The organism is Corynebacterium sp. HMSC076G08, assembly GCF_001811515.1.
In the GTDB taxonomy this organism is placed as follows: Bacteria; Actinomycetota; Actinomycetes; order Mycobacteriales; family Mycobacteriaceae; genus Corynebacterium; species Corynebacterium hiratae.
The window spans coordinates 164,559-186,868 of the sequence record NZ_KV805008.1; the positions used below are offsets into that span (position 1 = coordinate 164,559).

Here is a 22,310-nt window from a genome sequence, read left to right on the forward strand (position 1 = left end):
GGCCGGAGCTATCTATTCGGCACGCAAGGTCAGGTGCGGTGCTGGTGGGGAAGGCGGAATATTGTCACGATCAAGCAGCCAGGATGCGATATCACTGAACACAGGCGCTGCAGACTGGCCGCCGGAGCCATCGTCGTTGACACCGGATTCGGGCTCGTCCAGCATGACTGCGACGACAAAGCGGGGATCGTCGGCAGGCGCGATGCCCGCGAACGTGATCCAGTACTTGGAGTTCGAGTATGCTCCCGTCTCCTCGTCGACCTTTTGCGCGGTACCAGTCTTGCCGGAGAGCTGATAGCCCTCGATCTGCGCGTTGCCGGCTGTACCGTTGTTCAGCCCCTGCGGATCCTCCTGGAAGACCGCACGGAACATGTCCACGACAGTGCGCGCAGTTTCGGGACTGACCACGCGGGTGGTCTCGGGCTTCTCTAGTTCTTCCTTAGTCCCGTCAGGCGCGGTGATCGAATCAATGATGCGCGGCTCAATGCGCTCACCGTCGTTGGCCAGGGTCTGATAGATGGAGGCCAACTGCAGGGCAGTCCATGACTGGCCCTGGCCGATGGGCAGGTTAGCGAAGGTACCGCCGGACCACTGCGAACGGTCAGGTACGAGGCCTGGAGACTCGTTGGGCAGCTCAATGCCGGAAGTCTGGCCGAGGCCGAACTTCTTGAGGTAGTCAGCGTATTTATCCTGGCCAAGACGATCTGCCAACATCAACGTTCCCACGTTCGATGACTTACCGAAGACGCCCGTCGTGGTGTAGGGCTCAACGCCGTGCGGCCAGGCATCGTTCACAGTCACCCCAGCCATGTCGATGGAGCCGGGAACCTGGAGGACCTCATCGGGGTTGGTGAGGCCCTCCTCAATGGTTGCCGCGGCGGTGATGATCTTTGCCACCGAACCCGGCTCAAAGGGGTGGGATACGGCGAGGTTGTCGAAGGTCTTATCCTTCTCCAGCTGCTTTTCGATGTCCTTGTTCGGGTCGATGGTGCCGGTATTCGCCATAGCCAGAACCTGACCCGTGGCGGCGTCCAGAACGACTGCCTCGGCGCTCTTTGCCTTCGAATTAGCCTTGGCCTTTTCCAGCTTCTGCTGAACGTAGGTCTGCAGATCCAGATCGAGCGTCAACGTGACGTTCTTGCCGTCGGTGGTGGGCACCTGATCGCGAAGGGTGCCGGGAATGACCTGACCGCTGGCTGAAACGTCCTCGGTGGAGCTGCCGTCAATACCCGTCAGTGTGGTATCACCGGAGGCCTCAAAGCCGAACTGGCCTTGGCCGTCCATGGATACCTTGCCGATGACGTTCTCAGCAATAGCACCGTTGGGGTACTGGCGGATCTGCTGCTCATCAGCGGCGAGACCGTGGTAGTCCTCGGAGATGGCCACCGCGACATCCGGATCGACGTTGCGCACGAGGACCTCATATTGAGTATCGGCACGGAGCTTGTCCATGATCTGCTCCGAATCCACGTCCCCGGCATCGATGCCGGCTTCCTTCAGCTTGTTCGGGATGCCCTCCGACATGTCAGTGAGCCGTTCTGTCACCTTGTCGTCGAGGAAAGACTCCTTGGCATCGGGGGCCAAGGACTCATAGTGAGCCTCGCCGGCGGCCTTTTGCTCTTCCTGTTCACGGAGCTCATCTCGCAGGCGCGTAGGTGACACGGTCAAGGATCGGGCGCGCATCGTGTAGGCCAACCGCTGGCCGTCGCGCGCGAGGATCTCGCCGCGCCCGGCCGTATCGACATAGACGCGGGTTCTCTGCGCAGCGGCCTTCGCCGCCAAGTCAGGTCCCCACACGATCTGGACCCACGCGAGGCGCCCCATCCACGCCAGCATCACCACGAGCAGCAAAGCCGCGATGACGTGTACACGACGGCGCATCGTCTTCTGCTGGCTCATGAAGGGCTTGCCAGTACGCGGATTCCGTGAACGGGTCGCGGGAATGACGCGGTCGGCGTCGTAACGCTGCCGTGGTTGGTGAGAGGTACCGCGCGGTTGGGCGGCACGGGCGGCGGAAGCGCGCCTCGGGCGCGGGCCACCGGAGTGTGGTGGGGTCACACGTCACCTTTCTGTCTGCAGCGAAGATGGGTCAATAATCAGTGGTTCATCCCGAATTGTGCCCTATTATCGCCGCCCGCCCACGCAGGCACGCGCGGAGCGGGGATGGAATCTACCCGCGGGCGGCGTAGGGAGCCTGGGCCGGGATGTCCGGCAGCTCTACGTTCCCTTCGGCCGACTGTCCGTCAGTGGTGGATTCACCGCCGTCTGGGTGGTTGTCCGAACGAGACGCACCCGACTCGGCGCCTTCGCGCTCGCGGTTCCTCTCGCTCAGCGTCGGACGGGCGTTCAGGTTATCGGATACGTTCGCCGTCGCGTGTGGGTCACTCGAGGCCTGACCCGGGCGGACCGGTTCGCCGTTTACGTCGATGACAGATTCCATATCCGGGGTGGCTTCGCGCTTCTGTTCCACGTTTCCGTCTGCGTCGACTTCCACTACGCCAGGCTGAACCGGGACGCCCATCTTGGCCTCGTGGGCGCGGCGGGCGACGTCCGACGCCGAACGCACGTTCTCCAAGTCTCGGTTCAGAGTCTCCAGCTGGTTATCGAGCGTGGATTCGTGGGCAGTAAGCTCCTGAATCTTAAAGGTCTGGGACGTCGACAGGCCAGAGAACCACATCGCCGCAGCCACACCAGTGATGAGCAGGCCAATGGCGATGAAAGAAAGGCGAGCGAAAAGGCCAGTAACCCGCGTGGGCTGTACGACGCGGCGCCCACGATTGCTCACTACCTGCTTCGAACCGAGGCGGTTTCCTCGCAGACCCGTTCCGACCCGGCGGGCGGGCACAGTACTGCGATGCGGCGTGCGACTGGGCAACGGGGTGGTGCGGCGCCCCCGCTCCAGCAGCGCGGTTCCCTGACCGGAGAAATCAGATCCGGTGGTGAAATCGCGGCTAGCTCCCATGGTGTGGGTCCTCTCGTGGTCGCGGTGGTACGTTGCCTGTGCGGTTCGGTCTCTCAGCGTCATGGCCTGCCTCCCGGTTCATGAAAAGACGGACTGCCCTCGAGGCGCTCGAGTGCGCGTACCCGGACGGACGCTGCCCGGGGGTTCTCTGCAATCTCCTCCTCGCTCGCCTTCTCCGCGCCACGCGTCACGATGGAATAGTGCGCTGCCGTGCCCGGAAGGTCCATGGGAAGCCCCGGCGGAGTCGTCGAGGTGCTGAGCTTGGTGAAGGCATGCTTGACGATGCGATCTTCGAGCGACTGGTAGCTCATGAACACCGCGCGGCTGCCGACGGACAGGGCATCCGTAATCACGGGAATGACCTGTTCGACCGCCTCAAGCTCGCGGTTGACCTCAACGCGCAGCGCCTGGAAGGTGCGCTTCGCGGGGTGGCCACCGGTGCGACGCGTCGCTGCGGGAATCGTGGCGTACAACAGCTCAACCAAGCGGGCTGAGGTAGTAAAAGGTTCCTTTTGCCTTTCCTTTATTACTACCGAAGCAATCTTGCCGGCAAAGCGCTCATCGCCATAGGTTTTGAGGATGCGGGCGAGGTCACCGTGGCTATAGGTGTTGAGTACGTCGGCGGCAGTCATTCCCTGGCGCGGGTCCATGCGCATATCCAGCGGGGCGTCGGTCTTGTACGCAAACCCACGCTCCACCTGGTCAAGCTGCATGGAGGACACACCCAGATCAAACAATGCCCCTGCAATGCCGTGTTCTCGCGCGATAGAAAAAATCTCATGGTCACCCTGCGCAATGGCACGACCGACCTCATCGAAGCGAGCGTTGACGCCGACGAAGCGGTCGGCGAAGGGGGTGAGACGTCGAGAAGCACTGCTCAACGAGGCGGAGTCACGGTCCACACCGATAATTCGCGCGTTAGGAAAGCTGTTGAGGAAGTATTCGCTGTGGCCACCAGCCCCCAAGGTGCCGTCCACGATGACGGCGTGCTCCCCCGCTGCTTCGACGGCCGGAGCAAGCAGCTGAGCCATACGCGCACGCATAACGGGGACATGGCCGTGGTTGTCATTCACGTCATAGGTAATGGTGCCGTTGTGGTCCACAGTTGCTGTCCCCCTTTCCATTCAGGCGCCTGAGGCCGCTATCAGATCTGTTCGATAAAAAATCGAGTGCGTATAGGGCCCTGTCCGAGGAAGGGTTCTGATGTCGGGGAAGTACACCAGCTCATCCTCCTCGGGCAGAGTCCATACACGCACTCTCTGTGTGCCAGGAAGCTCTACAGCAGCCCGGCAAGTACGTCATCGGCGTCTGCCGCCGAGTAAGCGTCTTCAGTTTGCGCCTGGTATTCAGCCCACGCGGCTGCGTCCCAGATTTCGAGGAAGTCAACCGAGCCCACAACTACACATTCCTTCGTCAGGTTTGCGTACTCACGGTGCCCTGCGGACAGCGTGATACGCCCGTGCCCATCGGGGCGTTGCTCGTCCGCACTCGCTGCCAAGTTACGGATGAACGCACGCGCTTCTGGGTTGGTGCGTGACACGGCCGCCGCTTTCCTAGCTCGCGCCGCGAACTCCTCCCGCGGGTATACCGCGAGCGAATGATCCTGACCTTTGGTGACCATGAGGCCGCCAGCCAGTTCTTCGCGAAACTTTGCCGGAAGCGTGAGCCGTCCTTTGTCATCGAGCTTGGGAGTGTAGGTGCCGAGAAACATCCCCGGGTCCACCTTCCTGTCACTCGAAAACTCCGGATTCCTCTCGCGACAAGAGAGCAACTCTCCTCCGCTACGCCCCACTCTACCCCACTTTCCCCCACCTCCCACACTTTTATCACCACAACAATCTGCGTGTCGCAATAACATTGCAGGTCAAAGGCGATTTTTCCAGTGGGAAGTTTTCCCAGACCCCCCCTTGACACACCCCCTCAAACAGGCCCATTTCCACGTATTCACTCACGCAACTTTGACCTCTTAGCATGCAATTTTCCCCACCACCCCCATATTCCTGACGTTTTCACCTTCCCACCACGCTCCAAAGAGTCCTCGGGCCGACATTCCCCGACCGGCGCGTAACACAGGTGGGGCAAAGTGGGGGAAATCGGGAAATCGCACAAAAAGTCTCCCCTCCCCGCGCAAAATGCCCGCACAAGTTTTTAGAAACATTGCGTCGCCATGATAGAAACATCATGTTGTCATCTTGCGGCACGCAGGGTGACACGCCAACTCACTTCACCCCACACACTAGGAAGTTCCTTCATGTATCTAGCTTGGCGCGAGATGCTCTTCGCGCGTACCCGATTCCTCCTCATGGGCGTCGTCCTCGCACTCATGTCCATGCTCGTCGTTATCATCTCCGGCCTCACCGCAGGCTTGGTCAACGACGGCGTTTCCGGCCTCAAGGCGATGGAGAGCGACGTCATCGCTTTCGCCGATGGCACGCAGAAAGACTCTGCATTCACCCGCTCGGTTGTCGATGCCTCCGATGCCGAGTCCTTCTCTCAACTAGAGGGCGTGAACCAAGCCACCCCCTTGGGCCTGACCATTGCTAACGCCCACAACCAGGACGGCACGGCGGTGGACCTCACACTCTTCGGAGTAGAACCTGACTCCTTCATCGCACCGGCAGGCTTGCCCCCAATCGACACCGCCCGGGCAGACGGCAAGCCAAGCAACACGAAACACGACATCATCCTGTCCTCCACCCTGCAGGACGAGGGGATCGAGGTGGGCGACACCATCACCCTCGACCGCTTGGACATCCCCCTCGACGTCATCGGCTTCACCGACAACCAGCGAACCTTCGGCCACGTCGACGTGGCCTACCTGCCGCTAGATATCTGGCAGGAGGTTCACGCCGGCGGGCGCCACGGCGAAGCCGTCAACCCCGAAGCCTACGAGGAAGCATCCGTCATCGTCGCTCGCACAGCGGATAAGCCCGATACCGATGCTCTCACCGAGCGCTCCGGCCTCGACGTTCGAACTCTCAAAGAGAGCTTCGACTCCTCCCCCGGCTACACCGCCGAAATGATGACCCTTTCCATGATCACCTGGTTCCTCTATGTCATTGCCGCGCTCGTCACCGGCGCCTTCTTCCTCGTGTGGACCATCCAGCGCGCCGGCAATATCGCCACCCTTCGCGCAATGGGCGCCACCAAGGGCTTCCTGCTGCGCGATAGCCTCGGCCAAGCGGTGGTCATCCTCCTCGTATCAATCCTCGCCGGCGCACTCATCGCCGTTGGCCTGGGCAGCCTCCTAGAGAAAACGGCTATGCCCTACGCCACCGAATTCAGCGCTGTCATCAATGGCGGTCTCATTCTCTTCGTCGCCGGACTGCTCGGCGCCTTCGTTGCCGTCGTCCGCGTTACCCGAACCAACCCCCTCGCAGCCCTAGGAGAAAACCGATGAGCCACGCTTTGGAACTGAAAGACGTCACCGTCAGCTACAGCGACGGCGATTCACACGTTAAGGCACTGAATTCCGTCGATCTCACCGTCGAGGCAGGCGAATTCGTTGCCGTGGTTGGCCCCTCCGGCTCCGGAAAGTCCACACTGCTCGCGGTCGCGGGCGCTTTGACAACGCCCGATTCCGGCCAAGTCCTCGTCGCGGGCGAGGACATCGTGCCGCTGGGCGACTCCGAACTGGCGCAGATCCGCCGCAACCACATCGGCTTCGTCTTCCAGTCCTCTGGCAATCTCCCGTCTGCACTGACGGCGGAGGAGCAGATCGAATTGGCCAGCAAGGTCATCGGCAAGACTGGGCGCTACTCCAGCGCCGAGCTGCTGGAGAAGGTCGGCATGGCGCATCGCGCGAAGCACCGGCCCGGCAGTCTTTCCGGCGGTGAGCGCCAGCGCGTCGGTATCGCGCGCGCACTTGTGGGCGATCCACAGGTGCTGCTCGTCGACGAACCCACTGCCGCCCTCGATCGCGCACGCTCCCAGGAGATCGTTGCGCTCTTGGCACAAGAGTGCCATGACTTCAACGTCGCGGGCGTTATGGTCACTCACGACTACGAGGTTCTCGATCACTGCGACAAGGTCTATGAGATGGTCGACGGCCGCTTAACACCGGCCACCACCTCCGCCCAGCGATAAGCAAAGAATGCGCAGCTTAACGTAGACTCACACGCATGCCAAAGATCACTGAAACGACAGTAGCCGAGCACCGCGCCGTCCAGCACCGCGCGGTGCTCGAGGCTGCCGAAAAGCTGATCATCACAAGCCATGGTGCAGTCCCCACCTTGGCCGAAGTCGCCGCGGAGGTCGGTCTTGCCCGACCCAGCGTCTATCGATACGTATCATCCCAGCACGATTTACTGGTGCAGCTGCTAATTCAGGCCACCCAATCGTGGAATGAGCAGCTCGAGTCTGCCATGGCGGTAGCCTCCCCGGAGCCTAAGAAGCGTATCCACGCCTATGTCGACGCTACGCTCGAGCTCTTTATTCATAGTGCGCACGGCCATTTGATGACCGCCGCGCAGCACTTCCCCCAGGCTTTTGCGGATGAGGCAGTGCAGCAGTCACATGGTGGGTTTGCCTCGATCGTTAACGAGTTTTGCCCTGGCGTTTCCAGAGCGGATATCTCGCTGCTCAACGCCGCCATCGTTCGCGCATCAGAATTGGCAAACCGCTCGCCCGAGCAGCTCCCGGGCATAACGCAAACCCTGTACGCCATGGCCGATGCCATCGTGCCACAGCCCTCCGACTCACAATAGAGCGAAGGGCTGCTGGGATGCTTCTAGCGCTTAGTTTCCTTCGAAACGGCGGCGGAAGTTATCTTCAAGGCGGTTTCCAACGTCACTGCCAGCCTTCTTGGACTGCTTGTTGCGCCGCTTAGCGGATGCTGGTGCGCCGGCGGCAACCAGAGAATCTTCCGAATTTCCGCGCAGCATCCACACGCCGGATCCAAACATGACCAAAAAGCCAAGTACGGAGAGGATAACGAACCACAGGGACTGCTGGGCCAATGCGATTCCGCCCACCATCATGCACAGACCGACAACGATTAAGGCCACCCCACGGAGGGTGATGGCACCCGAGTTGCCGCCGAAAGAAGTTTCACCGGACACAGACGCGCCAAAATCAGGATCGTTGGCCAGCAACGACTGTTCAATTTCACGCAGCGCTTGCTGTTCGTGCTCAGAAAGGGCCACAGCGTCCTCCGTAATGATTTGGGTTTAGGTAGTGGAACTGGGAACTATGATTACTACCTCTATAACGTCAACAATAGCGAGATAGTTCCCACAAAGACAGTCCATAGTTTTTGGACATCCCTGCACCCCCACTACCGGAACGCTTACGCCCACACTAGGCGGCCAGCCCACCGAAGCCCAGCTCAGACTCGGTCGCGTCCACGTAACGTGTGGCAAGCGCCAAGTACTGGTAGACCGTATCCGCAGCGGGCACCGGATCCATTCCGGAGGCCACGCGCGAGCGCACGCGGGAATAGTCTGTGAATTCTGCGGCCCATTGAGCATCCGCCGGACCGATAAGAGCTACCTGCTCCCATGCAGAGGTAGGCAAGCGCCGACGGCGCGACACCGCAGACGCCGCCACACGCGCGCCCGCAGCACGCAGCGAGGCGCGGTACGCCATTTCAAGAGCGTCCTCGAACCGCCCCTCCGCAGCGCTACGGCGCGCATCCACCAACAGATCCAACGCTTGACCGAGGAAGCGGTCACGGCGCACGCGCTGCATCGCCTCCCTGTTCCGGCCCCGAGCCGCTGCCGTTGCTGAAATTACCTGTGCCATGACCTCTCCTCCTTGGGCTGCTTCCTGAGCTTGTCAATGAAGACTGTGCTGTTGACTTTCTGCTGCTGTTCGCTGATGAGACTCACCGTAAAACCACCTTCGTACATCCACCTCTGATTTTAGTTCATGTGTTCGATTTAAACAATAGGGATGGGCGATATTTCTTCCCTTTTCGAACACGTACTCCGACTCCTCGGCGGTTGGATGTGCAGAAGATAGTTTCTCTGTGCGCTTTCACATGCCTGAAGAATCTGCTGTTATTAGAGATGTGAGTTACACGCTGCGCCGCCTAAGCCCCCAAGAGTTCGCCATTGCTGTCCCGCGCTTGGTGGATATCTACATCGCGGCAATGGGCTACAGCCAGTCAGTGCGCGACGTCTCCATCTCGCGGTGGCGCGCAGATCTCATACGCCCAGGGTTTTCCTGCGTCGTGGCCACCACCGACTACGGCATTGCAGGCTTTGCCTACGGATTCTTTGGCTCTCCGGACACGTGGTGGGACAAACAGCTTCGCCGAGCGCTCACCGCCAGTGGCGGACCGACCCCGGAACAAGAAGACATTCTCCACAACTATTTCGAGCTGGCGGAGATTCACGTGCTGCCTGAAGAACAGGGTCGCGGCTTAGGGCGCGCACTGCTCGAAGCCTTGGCGTGGAACCTTCCCGCGCGCTACATCCTGCTTTCCACTCCGGAAGTTCCCAACGAGGCAAACTCCGCCTTCGGCCTCTACCGCAAGATGGGGTTTAGTGATTTCCTTCGCCAGCTCTACTACCCCGCCGATGCGCGCCCCTTCGCCATCCTGCAATCGACGGTGCCGCTGACACCAGCCGACACCGCTTAACCTGGCGGCAAGCCGGCATAGCTACCCAGGTAAAGTAGCAGGCGTGACTACACCGCAGATACCTTCCTTGAACGACATCCCCGCAGCCGTGCGCGAGGAGCTTAAGCTTTTCTTGGACAGTCAGCGCGACGCCATCGCGGCCATCGGCTCTCCGGTGGCCGACGCGATCTCCTATTTGGATTCCTTCGTCCTGGACGGCGGCAAGCGCATTCGCCCCCTCTACGCGTGGGCAGGTTTTGTCGGTGCGCACGGGCTCGACGGCACTGAGTCCCCGCAGGCAATGCTCCGCGCTGCCTCGTCCTTGGAGTTCATTCAGGCTTGTGCACTTATCCACGACGACATCGTGGATGCTTCCGATACCCGGCGCGGCAACCCCACTGTCCATCGCGGCGTTGCTGCTCGCCACCGCGAGCTCGGGCTCAGCGGCGACGCTGATTTCTTCGGGCAATCGCTGGCCATCCTCATCGGTGACATGGCCCTGGTCTGGGCGGAGGACATGCTTCAAGATTCCGGCTTGAGCCCCGAGGCGCTGGCGCGCGCCCGCGCACCATGGCGGGCAATGCGCCGCGAAGTCATCGGCGGCCAGATTCTGGACATCTCCCTGGAAGCCGCCGGCTCCGAGGACGCCACGTTGGCGGACTCGGTGAACCGGTTCAAGACTGCCGCGTACACCATCGAGCGCCCCCTCCATCTGGGCGCCGTTATAGCGGGCGCACCCGAAAAACTCGTTGCTGCCTTCCGCGGTTACGGCCAGGACATCGGTGTCGCCTTCCAGCTGCGCGATGATTTGCTCGGCGTCTTCGGTGACCCGGCTATCACCGGCAAGCCCGCCGGAGACGATCTGCGCGAAGGCAAGCGCACGGTTCTGTTGTCGCTGGCCCTACAGCGCGCGGACGCCACCGATCCCGCAGCCGCCGCTGAGCTTCGCCGCCTCATCGGGCAGACGGAGGACCCCGCAGACATTGCCCGCATGGCGCAGATCATTGCTGATTCCGGTGCGCCGGACGTCGTCGAGCAGCGCATCAGCGATCTCACGCGTTCCGGCCTCGATCATCTGCACAACGCGCAGGTTGACCCCGAGGTCACAGCGGTTTTGGAAGAACTTGCTCACAAGTCCACGGCCCGCCGGATGTAGCATGGCTCGCTCCGCATCCACGCGCGTGCCCCTGCGCATTCCCCATCCCCTGCCACTGGGCATCGTCTCTGCGATCGTCCTGGCGCTCGCCTCCTTCTCCGGCGGCGCGACCCGGAATCGCGGAGGTTTTCTTGAGGCGCTCAACATCAGCTTCCTTGCCTATGGCCACGGCCGCAACATTGGCATGGTCCTCTACTGGGTTGGCCTGTTTGGCCTCGTCGCCGCATGGGTGTTGGCGGGCCGCCACTTCATTGCCCCACAGCTCAAGAACCCGCAACCAGACGGCGCACTGGCAGACATCCGCCGGATGTTGATCTGCTGGGTCACCCCGCTGCTGTGCGCCGCACCGCTGGCTTCCCGGGACGTGTACTCCTACCTGATGCAAGGCGCGATGGTGCGCGATGGTTTCGACCCCTACGTCGAGGGCGCAGCCGTTAACCCCGGTCCCTTCCTGCTTGAGGTCTCTCACGACTGGCGCAACACCACTACGCCCTACGGGCCGCTACACCTGTGGATGGGCAACGGGGTAACCCACCTGGTGGGCGATAACGTTGCTGCGGGCATCATCGTCTACAAGGCAATTTCCGTCCTTGGTTTTGCAGCCATCGCCTGGTCAATTCCACGCCTAGCCCGAAGCATCGGCGGCGATCCCGCCCTAGCACTCTGGTTGGGAGTGGCGAATCCGGTGATGGTTTTGCACCTCATCGGCGGCATGCACAACGAATCAGTCATGGTGGGGCTGGTATCGCTGGGCCTTCTCGCTGCTGTGCACCACAAGTTCCACCTCAGCCTCATACTCGTTGGCGTGGCAGTGTCCCTCAAGGCCACCGCCGTCTTCGCCGCGCCGTTCATCGTGTGGCTCATGCTGCATCACTGGGCGCCGAAGGGAACGAAGCCGCTCAAGCGCGTCGGGTTCTTCCTACTATCCGGCGTTATCGCCGTGGCGGAGGTCGCGTTGGCGGTGGCGGCGATCACATGGGCGTCGGGAAGCTCGTGGGGTTGGCTGTCTCAGATCAGTGGTAATTCTAAGGTCATCAACCCCTTGGCCGGCCCCACCTTGCTTGCCGATATTCTCGTTCCGCTCATCCAGGTCTTCTCCCCCGATACCACCTATAACGGCGTGCTCACCGTGCTGCGCTCGGCCGCGATGCTCCTGATGCTCCTGGGCCTTGTCCTTGTGTGGTGGTGGGGGCGCACGGGCGTGCGCCGCGCCATTGCCGCCACGGCCGCGGCCTACCAGGTGGCGTTCGTCTTCAACTCTGTGACGCTGCCGTGGTACTACGCCTCAGTACTCACGCTCATGGGAACCTTTCGCCCACCACTACCGCTCATCAAGCTCACCACCGGCGCAGCTCTCTTTATTGGTGTGGCCTTCGCCGGCGACGGTAATCACCAGCTCTACAACTGGTTCTGGGTGATTGCCATGGTGGTCGTGGCATGGTTGGCCACACAGTGGATTTTCGATGGTGTTCCACGCACCGCCGCTGAACCAACTGCGCCTGGTGCTGATGCGCCGTCTAAAACGCCGAAGCCTGCGCGCGCCGTATAACCTCCCGCGCGAGGTGGCCGTGCAGCGCGTCGATGGGGCGGCCCGGTAGGGACTCGTCCTCGGTAAAAAGATGCGCCAGGATCTCGTTGTCACCCCAGCCGTTGTCCGAAAGAACAGTGATGACGCCGGACACGTGCTTGGAAATGACGCCCTTGGCATTGAAAAACGCTTCCGGGACGAGGCGCTGGCCTTCGGCGTCCCGCCACGCGATGAACTTCCGGGCATTGAGCAGATCGAAGACGCGAGTAATGGGCAGATCGAGTTTTTCAGCTACCTCTTTAAGCGTCAGCAGCTTCTCTCCGGCGAGAAGTTGCAGAAGCTCGGGATGGGAATTCTCTTCAGGGTTCGCAGAATTAGTCACAGACACAACTGTAGCGGGATCACACTTTGAGGAGAGGATCGACCATACTGGAACCCATGACAAGGCTGAACGTGGGCGACATTCTTGAAGGACGCTACCGCATTGATCAGCCGATCGCTCGCGGCGGCATGTCCACTGTGTATCGCTGCGTGGACATGCGTTTGGGCCGCGCAGTAGCTGCCAAGGTGATGGATGAGCGCTATCACGACGACCCCGTCTTCGTCACCCGCTTTAAGCGCGAGGCCCGCGCGATGGCGCAGCTGAGCCACCCCAATCTCGTCGCCGTGCATGACTTTTCCGCGGATGGTTTGCCCATCTATCTCATCATGGAGCTCATCACCGGCGGCACGTTGCGCGAGCTCCTTGCGGAACGCGGACCCATGCCGCCGCACGCTGCGGCCGGCGTGATGCACTCGGTCTTGGCCGGGCTCACCGAAGTCCACCACGCCGGCCTCGTGCACCGCGATATCAAGCCGGATAACGTTCTCATCACCGATAACCACCGAGTCAAGGTGGGTGACTTCGGCTTGGTGCGCTCCGCAAAGGCGGAGCATGATAGCTCCGGCCAGATCGTCGGTACCGTAAGCTACCTCTCCCCCGAGCAAGTCACTGGCGCGGATATCACGCCGGCTTCCGATGTCTACTCGGCTGGAATCGTCCTGTTCGAGTTGCTGACGGGCACAGTCCCCTTCCACGGTGACACCCCGCTGGCGCACGCCACCGCGCGCGTGCACGCGGATGTGGTGGCACCATCTTCACGCATTGAGGGGGTGCCGATGCTTTTCGACGCCCTCGTGGCCACCGCCACCGCACGTAACCCAGCCGAACGCTTTGCAGACGCGGGTGAATTCCTCGATGCTTTGGATGACGTTTCCCGGGAGCTGCAACTGCCACAGTTCACGGTCCCCGTCCCGCGAAACTCGGCCGCCGCACGTACCGCTGCAGTACCTACAGACTTTTCGGGAACAGACAATACGCGTGTCTTCGAAGCGACCTCTGCAATCCCCTCGCCCGATTCCCCCACGCGTGAAACACGGGCGGAAACCCGCGAGGACGCTTTCCCCCTGCCTGCCGCACCGGTAGACACCCCGGCGCCCTCCCCCGCCGTGCCAGAACCATATGCGGCCGGGGCCGAAGAGGAGCCGGAGGAACGTCCGTTGAGCAACCGCAGCGCGGTCGGGCTCATCGGCTTCCTCGTCCTCGTCGGCCTCGCCACCTTGGCTGTCGCCGTGGCCGCCTGGTGGTTTGGCTCCGGAGAATACGGCACCTGGCCGATTCTCTGGAGGCCGTACTAGTCTGCGCAGCTAGACGCTGCGCAGACTCTAGTTGCGCAGCATTTCTGCGATGAGGAAGGACAGCTCCAGCGATTGCTGGGTGTTCAGGCGCGGGTCCACGGCGGACTCGTAGCGGCCCGGCAGGTCCACGTCCGTGATGTCCTCAGCGCCGCCGAGGCACTCGGTGACGTCCTCACCGGTGAACTCCAGGTGCACGCCGCCCGGGTGGGTGCCCAGCTCGCGGTGCACCTCGAAGAAGCCCTGGACCTCGTCGACAATCTTGTCGAAGTGGCGGGTCTTGTAGCCGTTCGACGCCGTGAAGGTGTTTCCGTGCATCGGATCGGACTGCCACACCACCTTGTGGCCGGAGTCCTCCACTGCCTTGATGATCGGGGGCAGCACGGAGCGCACCTTATCGTGGCCCATACGGGCAATCATGGTGAGACGGCCCGGCTCACGGTTCGGGTCAAGCTTCTCCGCGTACTCCACTGCCTGCTCCGGCGTCACGCCGGGGCCAAGCTTGATGCCTACGGGGTTGCCGATGATGGAAGCAAACGCCACGTGGAAGTCGTCGAGACCACGGGTACGCTCACCAATCCACAGCTGGTGCGCGGACAGGTCATAAAGCTTGGTCTCGCCGTTAGAGTCCGTACCCAAGCGCAGCATGGAACGCTCGTAATCCTTCAGCAAGGCCTCGTGGGAGCAGTAAATCTCCGCCGAACGCAGGGTCTCATCCGACACCCCACAGGCGTTCATGAAGGCCAGGCCGTTTTCAATCTCATCAGCCAAGGCCTGGTAGCGCGCACCCGCCGGAGAGTTGGCCACGAATTCGCGGTTCCATTCGTGGAGGCGGTAAAGGTCCGCGGTTCCGGAATGCGTCAGCGCGCGGACCAGGTTCATAGCCGCCGAGGAGTTCGCGTAGGCGCGAATCATGCGGGCGGGATCGTGGCGGCGGGACTCCTCGTTGGCCTCCACTCCATTGACGATGTCACCGCGGTAGTTGTACAGGCCGTTGGCATCCAGATCGGCAGAACGCGGCTTGGCGTACTGGCCAGCAATACGACCCAACTTCACCACCGGGGTGGACGCGCCATACGTCAGGACAACCGCCATCTGCAGCAGGGTCTTGATATTGCCGCGGATGTGAGGCTCAGTGTTGGACTCGAAAGTCTCAGCGCAGTCACCTCCTTGGAGGAGGAAGGCGTTGCCTAAGGCGACGTCGGCAAGCTTGCGCTTGAGTTCCTCAATTTCTGGAGCCACGACGATAGGCGGGACGGATTCCAGGATCTTTCGCACGTTATCAGCCTGCAGCTGATCCCAGCTGGGCTGCTGCTTCGCCTCGCGGGAAATGGCGTCCTGGAACTTCTCATTGATCCCCTCCGGCAGCGGCGGCAGATCAGGAAGCACTTCTTTGGGAATATCTACTGTCCAACTCACACCCAGTATTTAACCATCTCGGGCCTGTCGCGCGTTAGTTAATGGACTTTTAGGTCACGGTATTAATTCACGATCAGCTCACGCGGTTGCCCCGAGTCAGCGGCAAGTGCTGCTCACAGATGCGAAACTTGGCCAGGTTATGGCGGGCGTCGACCAACGCGTCGTGGTTCCCGTTGGGCACGGGAGGCAGCTTGGGGCGGCCCGCAAACTCCCAGTACTGCTTGAGTTCCCGGGTGTAGCGCGGGAGCCCCTTGGGCAGGCTCGCCATGTCTCCCCACAGCTGGGCGAGCACCACGTGGTCATAAGCCCCGACCCAGGCCCACAGTTCGATGGGGGTGGAGTGGCGGCCCAAGAATTTCAGGAGATCTTCGCGGATGGTCTCGCGCGATTTCCAGACGGGATCCGCCGGGCTCGGGAGTTTATCCAGTACATTGTCGCGCACCCACGCATTGGCCTTGCCCGGATCGAAATCGGTGGATACCGCGTAATACTCGCTGCCGTCTTCTCCGACAATGCCGATGGAGACCAGCTCGATGGTCGATCCGTCCTCGATAAACTCGGTGTCGTAGAAGTAGCGCACGCCCCGTATCCTAGTCTGCTGCCTAGAGGAGCCGTGCCACTGGGGGCCTATACTCAGCTGCGTGAAGAAAGCTCTCTCCTCGCTCCTCCTTCCACTCCTTCTGGTGGGGCTGGCAACGGTGCCGTGGACTATCCATCTTGCGGCGTCGATGAACAGCGGCGGAATTGTGCCGTTTTACCATGTTGACCTCGATGTCTACCGAGAGGGAGGGCAGGCCCTGCTCCGCGGGGAGAATCTCTACGCGCAAAGCTACGTTCTCGGCAACGGCGTGTCGCTGCCTTTTACTTACCCGCCTTTTGCTGCAGCGCTCTTTGCCTTGGTGTCGTGGATGCCGCTGTGGCCGCTGTCTCTCCTTCTTACTGCGGCGTCACTCGGTGCGCTCTGGGTATGTCTCTACGCCGTTATCTCGCGGTGCTGCGAAGTTGACCGCCCCGACTGGTGGGCCACGTGGGCGCTGCTCGCCTGCGCACTCACCGAACCGATTACCGAGAATTTCAGCTTCGGCCAAGTGAATCTCCTGCTGACCGCGGCCGTCGTTGTCGACTGCCTGCTGCTCAGACCACGCTCCTCGTGGCGAGGTGTGCTGACCGGCGTTGCTATGGCGATCAAGCTCACCCCGGCGGTCTTCCTCGCGGTCTTTTTCGTTCGCCGCGACTGGCGTGCCCTCGCCACGGCGATAGGTGCCTTCATCGCCTGCGGTGTGGTGGGCTACCTCGCCTCCCCTGCAAGCTCTGCGGCGTACTGGACTGACATCCTCCGGGACTCCTCCCGAATCGGCACGCTGTCCTATTCCAGCAACCAATCCCTCCGAGGCTTGCTCAGCCGTGTTAGTCCCGAGGAAGCATCGGGCCTGTGGTTGATTGGCTGCGCTCTCATCGTCGCAGTCTTGTGGTGGGTCATGGAGCACACATCCTCAGAGATAGAACTCGTGTTACTGGCCTCCACGGCGGCGCTGCTGTGCTCCCCGGTCTCGTGGTCCCACCATTTCACGTGGCTGTGCCTAGCCGCGGTCTACCTCACCGCGCGCCGCTACTGGTTCCTCGCAGGCCTCACGTGGTTCGTGCTGCTAGCCCGCGGCCACTGGCTTGTCCCGCACGGCGAGCAGCTGGAACTGGAGTGGTCCTGGTGGCAGCAGGCTCCAGGTAACGACTATTTCTTTGTCGTGGCGTTCCTTGTCGCAGTGAGTTTCTGGCTCAAGCTCAAGCCCGCCGAGGGCGGTTCCGTGGTTCGCCTACTCGTACCGATCGGCGGCGGCTTCAGCGTCCAGCCCACAACGGGCACCTTGCCCAAGGCCCACAGGACCAACGACGCAATCGCGCAATAAACAAAGCACATGCTGAGCCAGAACCAGGTATTTTCTAACGGCCACTGGCCTGCCAGGCTTACCTCGCGCGGGTTGAGCGCCATGGGGTAGCCATAGAGGACGGTAAGTCCAATGGGGTGACCGAGGTAGATGGGCAGCGTGTGGGAGCCGATAAACCGCAGTCCGGTGGATAGGACCGGTATATAGGACACGGCCACCGCCACCGCAATTCCCACCGGAACCTCGAAGAACTGCTCTACCATGCGCACGAGAATATGGACGTCATCTCTCACCAGCGCCTCCGTGCCTGGCAACAACCACGTAACCTCGACGGCCCCAGCGTAGCTATCCCACGCGCGGCGGATAAAGAACCCGATGGCGTAGGCCCCAACCATGCCGGAATACGCCCAAAAGCTCCGGTAATCCCACTCGCCTTTGAAGGGGGCCTCGATAGCGGAAGCGAAGGTGGAGATTGCATCCCGGAAATAAGCAGCGGCAACGAAGACGGGAAGGAACATGATGGCCTTCGCGATCGAGGTGAACTGCGCCTGCCATGCGATGAACAGAATAGGGCTAAAACTCAGCGCTAGCGCCGCCCACCCGGGCAGCTTGCGCACGCACCAGAGGAAGATATTGAACAGAATCAGCGAATGCAGAAACCACGCCATGGAATGGCCCACGAGCAGGCTGGCCGTCATCTGGCTGAAATCGAACACGGGATCCCCGAATACCCAGTGGTACTCCACGCGCTTGGTCTGCTGTTCAACCAGTATCCACACCACATAAGGAACAAGGAAGTACCACAGGCGGCGAGTAAAGAGTTCTGCGAAGCTAAAGCGAAAAACCTTTTGCGCGAAGAACCCGCTCACCAAAAAGAACAGGGGCAGGCGCAGTGGGTCGAGCCACACGTTGAAAGCGGCCAACCACGTGTCCTTCGATTCTGGAACCGTAAGCGTGATGTGCAACAGCACGACGCCCAGGATGGAAATCCCTTTTGCTACATCAGGCCACGCTAAGCGTTGAGACGGGGAGGAAGTCACTGACTACCGCGCCTCCGAACTGGGCTCGGCCCCTTCCGGGTAGCCGTGCCCAGCTTGCAGGGACGCCTTCACGTCGGAGGCATAGACGTCGACGTACGGCTCACCGGACAGCTCAGACAACTGCTTCATCACGTAGTCCGTGAAAGCACGCACGGTGGCGTGATCCTGCGGATCAAGGTTGCGCTCAGCGGCCCATGCGTGGGGGTCGATGGGTTCGCCAACGCGCATGCCGACGCGCACCGGACGCGGAACCCACGAACCGATTGGATTAGCCTTCCGGGTGTTGAGCATGGCGATCGGTATTACTGTCTCACCGGTGGTTAGCGCGATGCGGGCCATACCGGTGCGCCCCTTGTAGATGCGCCCATCGGGCGAACGAGTCCCCTCCGGGTAAATTCCGAAGAGATCCCCGCGGCCCAGAATTTTTTGTGCGCTCACCAGCATCGCGTCCCCGGCATCCTTGTTGACGCGATCGATCGGCACCTGCCCCACGGAGCTAAAGAACCACTTTTGCAGGCGGCCAACGAAACCGGGGGTGGTGAAGTACTCACTCTTTGCCAAGAAGGTGATCTGCCGCGGGCACAACAGCGGGAAGTAGAAGGAGTCCATCACCGCTTGATGGGAGGATGCCAAGATTGCCGGACCAGACTCCGGGATGCGATCCATGCCTTCGGACCAAGGGCGGTTCCACACTCGAAGGGCCGGGCCGAAAAAAATGTGCTTAAAGGCCCAGTACCACTTGTTTCGCATCGCTTATAGTCCTATCTGTGTGTGCCGAGCAGGCGGCGCTGCTCGGTGAAAGAAAAATGTGCGGTGTTAACCTCGGTGCTCCTGGCGGGCGAGATCAGCGACTCCGATCATACCTGCCGCCGAACCCAACTTCGCGGTTGCCACTCGGGCCAAAGGCCTGTGACCGGCTCCGACGATCTGCCGAGCCATGGCATCCCGCGCCTGATCGAGGTACAAATCCGCGTCCTTGGACACCCCGCCGCCAATCACGATGAGCTCTGGGTCGAGCACATCTGCCACCATGGACAACCCTTGCCCGAGCCACTGACCGAAGTTCTCCATGACAGCTATCCCCAGCGGATCGCCCTGCCTAGCTGCTGCGGTGATCTCCTCGCCGGAGGGATTCTCCGGCAAGGTGGTGTCATACTCGCCGCGCAGCTCTGCGCAGGTGTCCGGCAAAGCGGTTCCGGAAGCGTAGCGCTCTAAGCACCCGCGCTTGCCGCAGGGGCAGAGGCGCCCGCCTGGCGACACAACAAGGTGCCCGAACTCCGGGGCGGTGCCGAAAGCTCCACGGTAGATTTTTCCCTCAGTAAAAAGCGTGGCGCCAATGCCCGTTCCCACAGCAAAGAAAACCCATTCTTTCGCACCGCGCCCAGCGCCAAAGCGCCATTCGCCCCACGCGGCTGAATTGGCGTCATGCTCAAGGCGGACCGGCACGTCCAAACGCCTGCTGAGGATCTCGCGTACTGGGGCGTTACGCCACGGCAAATGCGGGGCGAAGCGGACAACTTCACACTCGGGATCCAAAAAGCCCGCGAGGGCAAGGCCCACGGCCTCGATGTCATGGGATGCTGCCAAGTTGTCTACGCAGCGCACGATGTCATCTTCGAGTGTCTGCGCTTCCCTGGCCGTGGGGACGCTTGTCGAATCCACAATCTCTCCGGCGGGATTAATCACCGCGGCCCGCAAGTTGGTTCCACCAATATCGAACCCGATGGTGAGGCCGCTGTGGCCACCGTCAGCGGAGGAAGTGTGTTCAAGCATGACTAGTAGGATATACCCCGGCCTGCCCACGATCACATTCCAGAACCTCACGCAATCGTGCGCCCATGATTTCCCACGTCCAGTGCTCCTCCACGTGACGGCGCCCTGCCGCCCCCATGCGGCGGGCCCCGGGGACGTCGCCAAGCAACGTGCACAAGGCCTGCTCAAGTTCCAGAACTGAGGAGCCGCGCACGACGATGCCGGTCTCGGACGTTACTGTTTCCGGTGCACCACCGGAGTCACCCGCAATGACCGGCAACCCCGCCGCTTGTGCTTCTAGGTAAACGATGCCGAGGCCCTCGACGTCGAGTCCCCCACCCCGCGTGCGCGCCGGCATGGCAAACACATCGGCAGCATGAAGCGCCAACTGCAATTCTTCGGTGTCCCGCGCCTCCTGCAACACCGCGTCGGGGCAGTACAGACGCGCTAGCTCGCGCAGTGTCTGCTCATAGCGTCCGCGACCGATGATGAGTACCTGGGCGTCCGGGAAGCGTGCCCGTACCGCCGGCATCGCCCGCAAGAGCTGGTCCTGGCCTTTGCGGGGAACCAAGCGGGAGATGCACACGATGACGGGCCCTGGGCCGAGTCCAAAGCGCTCCCGCGCGCTCTGCTTTTCTCCCTCCGTGGCCGGAGTGAAGTCTTCCAGATTAACCGCAGAAGGCAAGTGCACCCAGCGCGCATGGGTACCAAACGCGGGTTCCAACCTGGTACGCGTGTAGTCCGAGATATACGTGATGACATCGGCATGCTGACCAATGCGACGCAGGGCCTGCCGGGCTATGGGAAGCATGGACCAGCCCACCTCGTGACCGTGCGTCGTGGCAACGATCCGGCGAGCGCCCGCCGCCCGGGCCTCCGGCGCCATAAGGGCAAGCGGGGCTGCCGCCCCAAACCACACGGTCTCGATATCGTATTCACGAATCAGACTCTGCATCCGGCGCGCGGTGGCTGGTGTCGGAAGCATGATGGTGCGTGGCCAGCGAACCACGGTATACGGCAGCGTCGCGTCATACTCGGCAGCGGCGTCACCATCTTGGGTCGAGGCGAAGACGACGACGTCCTCCGGGTTGAGGGTTGCCAGAAAATCTCGAAGATAAGACTGAATACCGCCGATGGTGGGCGGGAAATCATTCGTTACTAGGAGTGTGCGCGCCATGGCCTAGTAGCGGACGGCGCCTTGAACGGGCATGGAATGAAGCGGCACCACTGCCACGGGAACGCCATAGGTGGAGGCGTGAACCACCTGACCGTCGCCGATATACATTCCCACGTGGGTAATGCCGGCGTAATAGCCCACAATGTCTCCGGGCTGTAGTTCATCGATCGGTACTGGGGTGCCGCCGGCAATCTGCGCCTGCGAGGTGCGCGGGATACTCTTCCCCATCTGCTGATAGCTCCACACCATCAGGCCGGAGCAATCGAACACATCAGGGCCCGTTGCTCCCCAGCCATACGGGGCACCAATGCGGGTGAGTGCTGCTTGGACAGCGGCGGATCCCGAACCATCGGCCAACGCAGCTAAGTCAAGGTCGGCAGAGCCGCCAAAGTGCTCAACCCATGCCTGGCGCGCCTCAGGGCTCAAGCCATCAACCTTGGTTTCGAGCTCCTTCTGCTGCTCTTCCAGGTCAGCCTGCTCCTTGAGAACCGCATCGCGCTGTGCCTGCAGCTCGTCGCGCTTGAGGCGCGCTTCCTCAGTAGCATCGACTGCCTGCTGATGCGCCTCGTCGGCTGCGGCGGCGGCAGCCACCATGGCTTCCTCTTCACGCTTGGCAGCCTTCGTCAAAGCCCCCAGGTACCCCATGCGCTCGACCGCGCTAGCTACGTCGTTGGCATCAAGGGCTGCCGACACTGGCGTTGCCGCGCTTCGGCGGTAGCGCGATTGCGCCAGGGAATCGATCCGCTGCTGTTGCTCAGCTACAACCACGAAGGCGTCTTCGGAATTGCGCTGCGCCTCCTCAGCCTTGCGTTCCAGCTCGCCGATCTCCTTCTCCGATTCTGCGAGCTCATCCTCAAGTCCCTTGACTTCCTCGCCCTTGGCGGAAACGCGCTGGGCGACGTCCGCCATGCGCTCAATGAGATCGCTCAGATCCTCGGGTGCCTGCTCCCCTGCCGCTTCGTGCGGTTGCTCTCGGAGGAACTCTTGAGCCACTGCAGATGGCGACAGGACGGCCACCGGAGCCGCACCCACAACGATTGCAGCGACGGCACACGCAATGCCACGACGCGACATGAATACCCCCGAAACTTAGAGAAGGTTAATAGATGACTGAATTATACCCTCAGTCAAGGAAAAGCATAACGGCTTCTAGAATA

Annotated in this window: 21 protein-coding genes and 1 pseudogene; 8 read left to right on the forward strand and 14 right to left on the reverse strand. The window is 61.6% G+C overall.

All coding sequences use genetic code 11. From position 1 onward, the window contains the following. Window positions 1-12: 12 nt before the first annotated feature. The 4 genes from HMPREF2806_RS01360 to mraZ all read right to left on the reverse strand — a co-directional run bounded on the left by HMPREF2806_RS01360 (window position 13) and on the right by mraZ (window position 4,673). Window positions 13-1,881 carry a peptidoglycan D,D-transpeptidase FtsI family protein gene (locus tag HMPREF2806_RS01360; RefSeq protein WP_070515809.1) on the reverse strand — a complete coding sequence of 623 codons (1,869 nt, stop codon included), beginning with the start codon at window positions 1,879-1,881 and terminating at the stop codon, window positions 13-15. Between the two features lie 289 nt (window positions 1,882-2,170). Beyond that, a complete protein-coding gene (locus tag HMPREF2806_RS01365) occupies window positions 2,171-3,025 on the reverse strand; it encodes a cell division protein FtsL (RefSeq protein WP_070515761.1) in 855 nt (284 codons plus the stop codon). Further along, entirely contained in the window at window positions 3,022-4,065 is a 1,044-nt protein-coding gene (rsmH, locus tag HMPREF2806_RS01370; protein WP_049155245.1) for a 16S rRNA (cytosine(1402)-N(4))-methyltransferase RsmH, read from the reverse strand. Before rsmH ends, HMPREF2806_RS01365 begins: the two co-directional genes overlap by 4 nt. A 173-nt stretch (window positions 4,066-4,238) precedes the next feature. Further along, window positions 4,239-4,673 (reverse strand): division/cell wall cluster transcriptional repressor MraZ, encoded by a 435-nt coding sequence (mraZ, locus tag HMPREF2806_RS01375; RefSeq protein ID WP_046647963.1) that lies wholly within the window; start codon window positions 4,671-4,673, stop codon window positions 4,239-4,241. Window positions 4,674-5,213: 540 nt separating this feature from the next. Here mraZ and HMPREF2806_RS01380 point away from each other — a divergent pair. From HMPREF2806_RS01380 to HMPREF2806_RS01390, 3 genes are read left to right on the forward strand one after another with little or no spacing between them, the layout of a single operon-like run. Continuing rightward, entirely contained in the window at window positions 5,214-6,362 is a 1,149-nt protein-coding gene (locus HMPREF2806_RS01380) for an ABC transporter permease (RefSeq protein WP_070515764.1), read from the forward strand. Next, entirely contained in the window at window positions 6,359-7,048 is a 690-nt protein-coding gene (locus tag HMPREF2806_RS01385; protein ID WP_070515766.1) for an ABC transporter ATP-binding protein, read from the forward strand. The genes HMPREF2806_RS01380 and HMPREF2806_RS01385 overlap by 4 nt, the downstream gene beginning before the upstream one ends. A 35-nt stretch (window positions 7,049-7,083) precedes the next feature. After that, the gene (locus HMPREF2806_RS01390; protein WP_046647960.1) at window positions 7,084-7,668 is read left to right on the forward strand and encodes a TetR/AcrR family transcriptional regulator; all 585 of its coding nucleotides are present in this window, start codon (window positions 7,084-7,086) and stop codon (window positions 7,666-7,668) included. 30 nt (window positions 7,669-7,698) lie between these two features. On the opposite strand, the gene HMPREF2806_RS01395 is transcribed toward HMPREF2806_RS01390, so the two are convergent. Together HMPREF2806_RS01395 and HMPREF2806_RS01400 are read right to left on the reverse strand one after the other, a co-directional pair. Further along, the gene (locus HMPREF2806_RS01395; protein WP_046647959.1) at window positions 7,699-8,106 is read right to left on the reverse strand and encodes a DUF3040 domain-containing protein; all 408 of its coding nucleotides are present in this window, start codon (window positions 8,104-8,106) and stop codon (window positions 7,699-7,701) included. 154 nt (window positions 8,107-8,260) lie between these two features. Then, the gene (locus tag HMPREF2806_RS01400; protein WP_046647958.1) at window positions 8,261-8,704 is read right to left on the reverse strand and encodes an SAV_6107 family HEPN domain-containing protein; all 444 of its coding nucleotides are present in this window, start codon (window positions 8,702-8,704) and stop codon (window positions 8,261-8,263) included. 268 nt (window positions 8,705-8,972) lie between these two features. Here HMPREF2806_RS01400 and HMPREF2806_RS01405 point away from each other — a divergent pair, with 268 nt between their 5' ends. Genes HMPREF2806_RS01405 through HMPREF2806_RS01415 form a run of 3 tightly spaced genes read left to right on the forward strand, consistent with a single transcriptional unit; the run spans window position 8,973 to window position 12,229 of the window. Further along, on the forward strand, window positions 8,973-9,545 hold the full coding sequence (locus HMPREF2806_RS01405; RefSeq protein ID WP_070515768.1) for a GNAT family N-acetyltransferase: 573 nt from the start codon (window positions 8,973-8,975) through the stop codon (window positions 9,543-9,545). 43 nt (window positions 9,546-9,588) lie between these two features. Then, a complete protein-coding gene (locus HMPREF2806_RS01410) occupies window positions 9,589-10,680 on the forward strand; it encodes a polyprenyl synthetase family protein (RefSeq protein ID WP_070512446.1) in 1,092 nt (363 codons plus the stop codon). A gap of 1 nt (window position 10,681) precedes the next feature. Continuing rightward, complete coding sequence (locus HMPREF2806_RS01415) at window positions 10,682-12,229, forward strand: alpha-(1->6)-mannopyranosyltransferase A (RefSeq protein ID WP_070512443.1); 1,548 nt, start codon at window positions 10,682-10,684, stop codon at window positions 12,227-12,229. Here HMPREF2806_RS01415 and HMPREF2806_RS01420 read toward each other — a convergent pair. After that, on the reverse strand, window positions 12,198-12,545 hold the full coding sequence (locus HMPREF2806_RS01420) for an Rv2175c family DNA-binding protein (RefSeq protein ID WP_198531302.1): 348 nt from the start codon (window positions 12,543-12,545) through the stop codon (window positions 12,198-12,200). The genes HMPREF2806_RS01415 and HMPREF2806_RS01420 overlap by 32 nt on opposite strands. A gap of 101 nt (window positions 12,546-12,646) precedes the next feature. On the opposite strand from HMPREF2806_RS01420, the gene HMPREF2806_RS01425 reads away from it, so the two are divergent. Then, the gene (locus tag HMPREF2806_RS01425; RefSeq protein WP_070512437.1) at window positions 12,647-13,885 is read left to right on the forward strand and encodes a protein kinase domain-containing protein; all 1,239 of its coding nucleotides are present in this window, start codon (window positions 12,647-12,649) and stop codon (window positions 13,883-13,885) included. A gap of 27 nt (window positions 13,886-13,912) precedes the next feature. On the opposite strand, the gene HMPREF2806_RS01430 is transcribed toward HMPREF2806_RS01425, so the two are convergent. Both HMPREF2806_RS01430 and HMPREF2806_RS01435 read right to left on the reverse strand, forming a co-directional pair. Continuing rightward, window positions 13,913-15,301, reverse strand: a complete 1,389-nt coding sequence (locus tag HMPREF2806_RS01430; RefSeq protein ID WP_070515772.1) for a class II 3-deoxy-7-phosphoheptulonate synthase — start codon at window positions 15,299-15,301, stop codon at window positions 13,913-13,915. A 73-nt stretch (window positions 15,302-15,374) separates the two neighbouring features. Beyond that, a complete protein-coding gene (locus HMPREF2806_RS01435) occupies window positions 15,375-15,881 on the reverse strand; it encodes a polyadenylate-specific 3'-exoribonuclease AS (RefSeq protein ID WP_070515775.1) in 507 nt (168 codons plus the stop codon). 148 nt (window positions 15,882-16,029) lie between these two features. Here HMPREF2806_RS01435 and HMPREF2806_RS13695 point away from each other — a divergent pair. Then, a pseudogene (locus tag HMPREF2806_RS13695) lies at window positions 16,030-16,836 on the forward strand (glycosyltransferase family 87 protein); the annotation flags it as partial. Between the two features lie 194 nt (window positions 16,837-17,030). Here HMPREF2806_RS13695 and HMPREF2806_RS13700 read toward each other — a convergent pair. The 5 genes from HMPREF2806_RS13700 to HMPREF2806_RS01460 form a co-directional block, all read right to left on the reverse strand. Then, window positions 17,031-18,224 carry an acyltransferase family protein gene (locus tag HMPREF2806_RS13700; protein ID WP_070515777.1) on the reverse strand — a complete coding sequence of 398 codons (1,194 nt, stop codon included), beginning with the start codon at window positions 18,222-18,224 and terminating at the stop codon, window positions 17,031-17,033. A gap of 3 nt (window positions 18,225-18,227) precedes the next feature. Then, entirely contained in the window at window positions 18,228-18,974 is a 747-nt protein-coding gene (locus HMPREF2806_RS01445) for a lysophospholipid acyltransferase family protein (RefSeq protein WP_046647947.1), read from the reverse strand. A 66-nt stretch (window positions 18,975-19,040) separates the two neighbouring features. After that, window positions 19,041-19,997, reverse strand: coding sequence for an ROK family protein (locus HMPREF2806_RS01450; RefSeq protein ID WP_070515779.1), 957 nt, complete (start codon window positions 19,995-19,997; stop codon window positions 19,041-19,043). Next, on the reverse strand, window positions 19,990-21,153 hold the full coding sequence (locus HMPREF2806_RS01455) for a glycosyltransferase family 4 protein (RefSeq protein ID WP_070515781.1): 1,164 nt from the start codon (window positions 21,151-21,153) through the stop codon (window positions 19,990-19,992). The genes HMPREF2806_RS01450 and HMPREF2806_RS01455 overlap by 8 nt, the downstream gene beginning before the upstream one ends. A gap of 3 nt (window positions 21,154-21,156) precedes the next feature. Then, the gene (locus HMPREF2806_RS01460; protein ID WP_070515783.1) at window positions 21,157-22,227 is read right to left on the reverse strand and encodes a C40 family peptidase; all 1,071 of its coding nucleotides are present in this window, start codon (window positions 22,225-22,227) and stop codon (window positions 21,157-21,159) included. Window positions 22,228-22,310: the final 83 nt, after the last annotated feature.